Here is a 7,718-nt window from a genome sequence, read left to right as displayed (position 1 = left end):
CCGTGCCGCCGGGGGGTGTGGTGCGGGCGTCGTTTGCGCGCCCGTCGCCGCGACGGACAACGTCACGGCGACACCGCTTGCCTTACTTGGCTTTCTTTTCCCGCTTCTCGGCCTTCTTTTCCTTCATCGTCTTGGCCGGTTTCTTCTTCTGGTCCTTCTTCTGGTCCATACCCTTGCTCATCATTTTCTCCTGGAGGTCGGGGGCGCCGTCCGGCAGCAGCCGTCGGCGGCGCAACAAGCGCACGCCAGCATAGCCGGTTGAGCGCCCCTGAAAATGGACTCACGTAGGAACCGGCGGCTTTTCCGGCAACGTCCCGACAAAACCCGGCGGGCGGTTACCTCGACCTCCACCGGAATTGAAAAAGCCCCGCATGGCGGGGCTTCTTTTTTCAGCGGGCGATCGGGCGTGTGCCGGTGCTCAGATGTCCTGGTAGGACGTGGCGGCGGCGATCACGCTGCGCAGGCGTTCGATTTCCGCGCTGGGGTCTTCGGGCAGGTAGTGGCGGTCGCCAAAGTCCTGCACGCTGGTGGCCAGCGGTTCGAGCACCACCCGGGTGCGTTTTGCATTGCGGATTTCCAGCGTGGTCCAGGTCTCGTCGCCGCGCACAAAGCCGATGGCGAACTCGCGCTTGTGCCGGCCGCCCGGGACCAGGCCCCCCCGGTCGCGGTAGTTGTCGGTCAGGGTGGTGGTCACTACCGGCGTTTCGGCGTCGTCCAGATACAACGCGGCGTTCCACTCCAACGCGCTGATCGGCAGCGGGCTGTTGTTCTCGATGGTGGCGCTGATCTTCGGTGCCAGACCGAAGAAGTCCTTCTCGATCCGGAAGGCGGTCTGCACGGCGGTGACCTGTGCCAACTGCGCACGCACTTGCGCCGCCTGCAGGGCCTGCGGCTCCAGCGCCGCGATCCGCGCCGGATAGGTTTCCAGCACCTGCGCCACTTCACCGCGGATGATCTGGCGCGGACTGTTGCCGGGGTAGCGGCTGTGCAGGCGGTCCAGATCCAGGTCCGACACGGCCCAGTTGAAGCCCTGCTGTTCGTGTTCGCTCATCTTGGCAAAGACCGGGTTGAGCGAGGCGAAGTACGGATCGGCGCCGTTGCCGGTCACCAGGGCGGTATCCATCGGGCCACCACAGGCGGCAAGGACCAGCATCAGTGGCACAGCCACGAGCAGGCGCAGGCGGGAGAGGGAAAGCGGCATCACAGGGCTCCTGGTGAAAACAGCGGTCACATCGACGACGAAGCAGGGATATCGGCCGCAGCGGCGTGTGCTTGAGGCCGGTCGCCTGTTGCGCGGGTTGCCCTCCACCAACGAAGAAGGCCCCGCAATGCGGGGCCTTCCGGAGACGGGGCGCGAGGATGCCGCGCCCTGTGCTGGCGGCGTTACGCCTTGGCCGCCTCGGGGGCGGCAGCCTTCTTGCGCTCGGTGTTGCCCTTGGAGCGGAAGGCGGTGACGTTCACGCGCATCGGCGTGTTGCCCAGCACCTCGACCTTGCCACCTTGCTTGCGGAATGCGGCCAGGTCCGAGGCGATGCTTTCGCTGGTGATATCGAAGCTCATGCTCTTGCTGGCACTGGCCTGCTTCAACTTCGAGGACGTGCTGCTGCGGTGGGTTGTAGCCTTGCGGGGCATCGGATTTCCTTCTGTCGATTCGCCGTTGGCAGGCGCATTGCCGCCCGGCGGAACGGCAACGCTGCCGCTGACGGCGTCGTTGCCACGATCGTGACTTCCCGTGGAGGTGGCGCGGAATGAGCGCCGGTACGCCCCCGGTAGTGGGGTGCGCGAAGGAGGGCGGGGAAGCGCGGACATCCTGCACAACCGTCGCTGAACTTGATGTTATTTGGCCCGGAATCCGCAAAAGCCGATGTGATAGGGCGGCGGGGCGTCTGCTGCCGCAGGACCGGGCGCCGTTGCCGGGCCTCAAGCGCCCGCCCGCGTCTACCCCTTTGGTCGGACAGGGGAACGGTGGCGGTTTTGCTACCCTGTGGCACTTTCCTGATTTTCGGGGTTGCCCCGGTGCTCTTATGAAGTGGCTGCGCGTTGCTCCCATCCTGTTGCTGATCGCCCTCAATACGCTGGCCCATTGCCTGCCGCTGTTCGTGGTGGCGCTGGTCAAGGCGGTATTGCCGTTCGAGCGGGTGCGGCTGGCCTGCAATCCGTTGCTGACCGGTCTGGCCGAGAGCTGGGTGGCGGTCAACAGCGCGATGCTGGCGCTGTTCACCCGCACCCGTTTCAGCGTGGAAGGCCAGGCCGACCTGCAGCGTGACGGGCACTACCTGGTGCTGGCCAACCACCAGAGCTGGGTGGACATCGTGGTACTGCAGAAGGTGTTCAACCGTCGCATTCCGCTGCTGCGCTTTTTCCTGAAGCGTTCGCTGTTCTGGGTGCCGGTGCTGGGCCTGGCCTGGTGGGCGCTGGATTTCCCGTTCATGGGCCGCTACACGCGCAAGCAGATCGTCAGGAACCCGGAACTGGGCCGTCGCGATATGGAAGTCACCCGCAAGGCCTGCGAGAAGTTCCAGAGCATTCCGGTGGCGGTGATGAACTTCGTCGAGGGCACGCGTTTCACCGCTGAAAAGCACGCCGCGCAGTCTTCGCCGTTCCAGCACCTGCTCAAGCCCAAGTCCGGCGGGGTGGCCTTCGTGCTCGATGCGATGGGCAAGGGGCTGAACGCGTTGCTGGATGTCACCATCGTCTATCCCAAGGGCATCCCGTCGATGATGGATCTGATGAGCAACCGGGTTCCGGAGATCAAGGTGCTGATCCGCCAGCATCCGATTCCGGCCGAGTTGATCGGCGGCAATTACCAGGACGACCGCACCTTCCGCGCGCAGTTCCAGAAATGGATGAACGGCCTGTGGCTGCAGAAGGATGCCGACATCAGCGCGCTGCTGGCCGGCAGGAACTGAGCATCGTAGAGAGTTAAAGCAAAGGCCCCGACAGGGGCCTTTGTTGTATGCGGTGCTGGCTGTTCAAGGGCGGTGCTGTGCCGTCACACCATTGCGTATCCGTGATGGGCTTTGGAAAAGCCATACGGTGCGATGAGTCGCGGGCAGCGCATCACTGGAAGTGTGATGACAGTCCTGTTCGATTAACCCGTCATTGACGGTGAGGTTGCTACATCTCCGCCTGCAGGGGCCATCAGGGATGGAGGCAGCATGGAAAGAGCGACAGATCCGGCGGTGCAGACGACTCCGATGTCGTTACGGGAGCAATTGCAGGGTTCCATCGTCGAGCTGGGGCTTGGCGCGGCATTGGAACAGGGGTTACTCGAAGCGCTGCATGCCGAAGTGAAGCGAAATCCGGTAATGGCGCGCGTGGATCAGGTGCTGGTCAACGAGGACCGTGTGTTCGCTGTGTATCGCCCCTTCGGCGAGCAGCCTCCGGTCCATCATGTGAATGTGCCGTTGCGCGGGGTGCAGCAGACGAGCGCCACGGAGCCGGTGGTGGGAGCGGATGGTTACCTCACCGATCAGGCGGTCACCCGGCATGAAGTGCCGGGGCTGGGGCGTTCGTCCATGGGCGAGCCTGTTGCGCTGGTGATGCACCGGACCGAGTCGGCAACCGCCGCGAGCGCTTTGAAGAGCTTTGCCAGCGGCCGCGATGGGGTCCAGTACGGCACCCACTTCCTGATCGACAAGGACGGGACGATCTACCAGACCGCGTCCCTTGGCCAAAAGACCCTGCATGTGGGCAAGATCAAATCCCGCTGCGTGGAGGAGGGAACCTGTTCGGAGGAGGAATCCCGCTGGCGGAAAAGCGCGGCTTCAATCCGACGGCGACCCACAATCATGAAAAAGCCAAGCAGTACCCGCAGCGCTATCCCCTCAATGAAGACAGTGTCGGAATCGAGGTGGTGGCGCGACATGTCGATGGCAGTTGGGAGGCCCCTACCGCGGCCCAGACCGTCGCAATCAACCGTCTGGTTGGAATTCTTCAACAGCAGTACGGACTGGGAGAACAGGACGTCTATGCGCACGATGTCGTTTCATACAAGACCCTCGGGGAGGGGGCTGGCCTGTATCAGCCTGCTGCTGTTGTCGACAATGAGCGGGTGCAGCAAGGGGGACCCTCGCGCTGAGCAGGAGCGCATGGATCTGCCGCAGGTGCTGAGTATCCAGGGTGCCCGCCTGGCGGACGAACCGGCAGCTGGCGGCGTCCAGTTGCCCAGGGCGTGCAGCGAATGGAGCTGGATGCCGATGCGGCCGGCCGGTTCTTCGCGCTTGCCACCGAGTACCCGCAGATGCCGACGCAAGGGTTCTATCAGCTGCCCTGCAGCATCGAAGGCGTGGTGCAGGCCGATGGCAAGCGTTGGGATTTCAGTATCAATGCCGCCGGAACTGCGGTGTGGAAAAGTGGCGATGTCACCCGCTATTTCGGCTGCAGCACGGCGGCCTGCGCACCGCTGGTACTGCTGATGCCCGACAACGGTGAGCCCTGAGCGCAGCGGCTGTGGCAGTGGCTTCCCTTCGATAACAAAGGCCCCGACAGGGGCCTTTGTTGTTTGCGGGGACGGAAGATCAGCGATAGACCCGTTCGCAGCGGGTTTGGACCACGCGCTGGCCGTTGCGCTCCTGGTTGCGGCCCTGCACATTGCGGCCGACCAGGCCGCCGGCCACTGCGCCGCCGACAGTGGCGAGCTTGCGGCCATTGCCCTTGCCGACCTGGTTGCCGAGCAGGCCACCGATCACCGCGCCGGTGGCGGTGCCGGCGACGCGGTTCTGGTCGCGGGCGTTGTTGGCCACTTCCACGTCGTGGCAGACCACGCGGCTGCCATCGTCGAAGCGGCGGCCTTCATCGCGTGGGCCATAGGTCTGTGCGTGCGCGCCACTGGCGACCAGCATGCCTGCAGCGAGCAGGGTCGCTGCCAGCGGGAAGGAAACAATGCGCATAAGAGGCTCCTTGGCGTGTTGGAAACGGCGTGTTGCAGCCTGCCTGTGCAGGCCGAAACGGAAAATGAAACGGCGCGATCGCGGTTGCGTTGCGGTTCATGCAAACGCCCATGCCCGGCATGAACCGGCGCGTGGCTTGGGTGTAGAGTTCGGCCCTGTCTTCGACCTTTGACGAGTGTGTGTATGAATACCGCTGCCGCTTTCTATCCCGTGGGCACGCCCGGCCAGCCGTGGGGCGCGCCCGAACGGGCGCAGTGGCTGGCGCGGCAGACCGTGCAGCGCAGCTACGCCGCGGAAGTGGTGAGCAAGATCGACGCGCTGCGCGAGCGCTTTGATGTGTCGCAGTACGGGGAGCTGGACTATCCGTCCGGTCGCTATCCGTTGTTTGCGATCCGCAGCCGCAACTGGGACGAGGCGTTGCCGGTGATGCTGGTGACCGGGGGTGTGCACGGCTATGAGACCAGCGGCGTGCAGGGCGCACTGCAGTTCGTGGACCAGCATGCGGCCGACTACACCGGTCGCTGCAATCTGCTCATCGCGCCGTGCGTGAGCCCGTGGGGCTATGAGCGCATCCAGCGCTGGAACGCGCTGGCACTGGATCCGAACCGCTCGTTCGTGCCCGACAGCCCGGCGCAGGAATCGGCCGCCCTGATGGCGCTGGTGGCGCCGCTGCAGGGCCGCTTCCTGGTGCATATCGATCTGCATGAGACCACCGACAGCGACGAATCCGAATTCCGTCCGGCGCTGGCCGCGCGCGACGGCAAGCCGTTCGAACCGGGCGAGATTCCCGATGGTTTCTATCTGTGTGCCGATTCGCTCAACCCGCAGCCGGCATTCCAGCAGGCGGTCAACGCCGAAGTGGCCAAGGTGACGCATATCGCCCCGGCCGATGCGCAGGGCAGATCATCGGTTCGCCGGTGGTGGCGCCGGGCGTCATCGAGTATCCGCTCAAGGCGCTGGGACTGTGCGCCAGCATCACCGATGCCCGCTACACCACCACCACCGAGGTCTACCCGGACAGCCCCAAGGCCACGCCGCAGCAATGCGATCTGGCACAGGTGGCGGCAGTGCGCGGGGCACTGGACTACGCGCTGGCCCATCGCTGAGTGCGGGGGGCGCGACGCGGAGCCGGCCCATCCGGGTGAGCCGGGTGGGCTTTCTGCGGGATTGCAGGCGTGCCGGTGAGGGCGCGCAAGGCGTTACCTGCGCTTGCGCACCAGCATCGCCGAAGCCTGCAGGATGGCGCGGGTCAGCAGCGCCATCGAGTTCACCTCGCCCTTCCAGTGCTGCCAGTACAGCGGCACGTCCTCCCACGCGCGCGCTTTGACGTAGACCAGCCGGCCGCTTTCCAGGTGGCGGCGCACCAGCGGCAGCGGGTTCATGGTCCAGCCCAGTCCGCCGAGGTTGGCATGGACGAAGGCGCGGGTGGAGGGAATCCACCAGGTGGGCGCATCGAGCGGATGGTCGACGCCGGCCAGACGCCGCGCGTAGCGGGCCTGCATGTCGTCCTTGCGGTTGAATACCAGCACCGGCGCCTGCGCCAGCGACTGGGCGTTCACGCCCTTGGCGAAATGGCGGGCGTGGAATTCCGGGGTGCAGGTGGCGGCGTAGCGGATGCTGCCCAGCGCGTGGATCTGGCAGCCCTGCACCGGTTCGGACAGGGTGGTCACCGCGCCGAGCACCGCGCCCTGGCGGAGCAGGGCCACGGTGTGGTCCTGGTCTTCGGTGTGCAGATCCAGCGTGGTGGAGGTGTGCTGCGAGAAGGTCTGCACCGCCTCGGGGAACCAGGTTTCCATGCTGTCGTGGTTGACCGCCACGGCGATGCTGGCGCGTGGCAGTTCGTTGTCGGAGATGCCGATGCGCTCGAAGGCATCGCGTTCGAGCAGGGCGGTCTGCTCGGCCAGCTGCACCAGGATCTGTCCTTCGGCGGTGGCCACGGTCGGGCTGGAGCGCTTGACCAGCAGCTTGCCGACCCGGTCCTCCAGCGCTTGATCCGCTGCGATACCGCCGAGGCGGTGACATTGAGCGACAGCGCGGCGCGCTCGAAACTGCCTTCGCGGATCACCGCGGCCAAGGCCCGCAGCTGGGCGTGATCGATGCGCATCGATTAAGTTCCGCTAAAGATGGTTAACGAAGTTTAGCTCCACTTTTTGATGCTGCATTGCGACAATTGCGTCGTTCAGTCGCGGCGGTGATTCCCCCCGCTGCGGCGCTCCCCCTCGCAACAAGGCAGTTTCCCCATGTTTTCGGTTATCTCCACCCAGCTGCCGGCAGCGCCTGGCTCAGTGGCGCCGGTATCGGTATCGGTCTGTTTGCCATCGTCGGCGCGCAGAGCGCCTTCATCCTGCGCCAAGGCATCATGCGCCAGCACGTGGTCCCGATCATCGCCACCTGCTTCGCCATCGACGCCAGTTTCATCTTCGCCAGCGTCGCCGGGCTGCGCACGCTCACCGACCAACTGCCATGGCTGACCACGGTCCTGCTGTGGGGCGGCGTGGCGTTCCTGGCCTGGTATGCGCTGCAATCGGCACGCCGCGCGCTCAGCGGGGGCGGCGGCATGCAGCTGGACGATGACGCCGAGCAGTCGCTGCGCACCGCGCTGATGGCGGCGGCGGGTTTTTCGATCATCAATCCGCACTTCTGGCTGGACATGATGGTCATCGGCTCGATCGCCGACAATTTCGGCAACAACCGCATGGCCTTCGCCGCCGGTGTGGTGACCGCCAGCGCGGCCTGGCTGACCATGCAGGGACTGGGCGCGCGCCTGCTGGCGCCGCTGTTCACCAAGCCCTCCACCTGGCGCGTGCTTGACCGGCACGATCGCGG

8 protein-coding genes and 3 pseudogenes are annotated in these 7,718 nt (G+C 65.3%); 6 read left to right on the top strand and 5 right to left on the bottom strand.

All coding sequences use genetic code 11. The features are described from left to right. Window positions 1–418: 418 nt before the first annotated feature. Together JCM9942_RS07990 and JCM9942_RS07985 are read right to left on the bottom strand one after the other, a co-directional pair. A complete protein-coding gene (locus JCM9942_RS07990) occupies window positions 419–1,201 on the bottom strand; it encodes a hypothetical protein (RefSeq protein ID WP_054658927.1) in 783 nt (260 codons plus the stop codon). Window positions 1,202–1,383: 182 nt separating this feature from the next. Next, a complete protein-coding gene (locus JCM9942_RS07985) occupies window positions 1,384–1,632 on the bottom strand; it encodes a hypothetical protein (RefSeq protein WP_054658926.1) in 249 nt (82 codons plus the stop codon). A gap of 392 nt (window positions 1,633–2,024) precedes the next feature. On the opposite strand from JCM9942_RS07985, the gene JCM9942_RS07980 reads away from it, so the two are divergent. From JCM9942_RS07980 to JCM9942_RS19405, 4 genes and pseudogenes are all read left to right on the top strand, one after another. Then, window positions 2,025–2,909: an acyltransferase gene (locus JCM9942_RS07980; protein ID WP_054658925.1), complete on the top strand. Its 885-nt coding sequence runs from the start codon at window positions 2,025–2,027 to the stop codon at window positions 2,907–2,909. A gap of 249 nt (window positions 2,910–3,158) precedes the next feature. Further along, window positions 3,159–3,638 (top strand): annotated as a pseudogene (locus JCM9942_RS20690) (hypothetical protein); the annotation flags it as partial. 65 nt (window positions 3,639–3,703) lie between these two features. Then, the gene (locus tag JCM9942_RS20685; protein ID WP_083468466.1) at window positions 3,704–4,081 is read left to right on the top strand and encodes a peptidoglycan recognition protein family protein; all 378 of its coding nucleotides are present in this window, start codon (window positions 3,704–3,706) and stop codon (window positions 4,079–4,081) included. Window positions 4,082–4,174: 93 nt separating this feature from the next. Beyond that, window positions 4,175–4,441 (top strand): hypothetical protein, encoded by a 267-nt coding sequence (locus tag JCM9942_RS19405; protein WP_172675076.1) that lies wholly within the window; start codon window positions 4,175–4,177, stop codon window positions 4,439–4,441. A 79-nt stretch (window positions 4,442–4,520) separates the two neighbouring features. Here JCM9942_RS19405 and JCM9942_RS07960 read toward each other — a convergent pair whose 3' ends face one another. Beyond that, on the bottom strand, window positions 4,521–4,892 hold the full coding sequence (locus JCM9942_RS07960) for a glycine zipper 2TM domain-containing protein (RefSeq protein ID WP_054658921.1): 372 nt from the start codon (window positions 4,890–4,892) through the stop codon (window positions 4,521–4,523). A 183-nt stretch (window positions 4,893–5,075) separates the two neighbouring features. Here JCM9942_RS07960 and JCM9942_RS07955 point away from each other — a divergent pair. After that, window positions 5,076–5,998, top strand: a pseudogene (locus JCM9942_RS07955) (M14 family metallopeptidase). A gap of 93 nt (window positions 5,999–6,091) precedes the next feature. Here the strand turns inward: JCM9942_RS07955 and JCM9942_RS07950 are convergent. Together JCM9942_RS07950 and JCM9942_RS20125 are read right to left on the bottom strand one after the other, a co-directional pair. After that, window positions 6,092–6,829: an ArgP/LysG family DNA-binding transcriptional regulator gene (locus JCM9942_RS07950; RefSeq protein ID WP_256202332.1), complete on the bottom strand. Its 738-nt coding sequence runs from the start codon at window positions 6,827–6,829 to the stop codon at window positions 6,092–6,094. A gap of 92 nt (window positions 6,830–6,921) precedes the next feature. Then, window positions 6,922–6,996, bottom strand: a pseudogene (locus tag JCM9942_RS20125) (hypothetical protein); the annotation flags it as partial. A 66-nt stretch (window positions 6,997–7,062) separates the two neighbouring features. On the opposite strand from JCM9942_RS20125, the gene JCM9942_RS07940 reads away from it, so the two are divergent. Beyond that, the coding region (locus tag JCM9942_RS07940; RefSeq protein WP_256202331.1) for a LysE/ArgO family amino acid transporter at window positions 7,063–7,718 on the top strand (656 nt) is incomplete at its 3' end.

This window comes from Stenotrophomonas pictorum JCM 9942, assembly GCF_001310775.1.
GTDB classification, from domain to species: Bacteria; Pseudomonadota; Gammaproteobacteria; order Xanthomonadales; family Xanthomonadaceae; genus Stenotrophomonas; species Stenotrophomonas pictorum.
The sequence above is the reverse complement of the archived record's forward strand: the minus strand, read 5'-3'. Positions and strand labels throughout refer to the sequence as shown.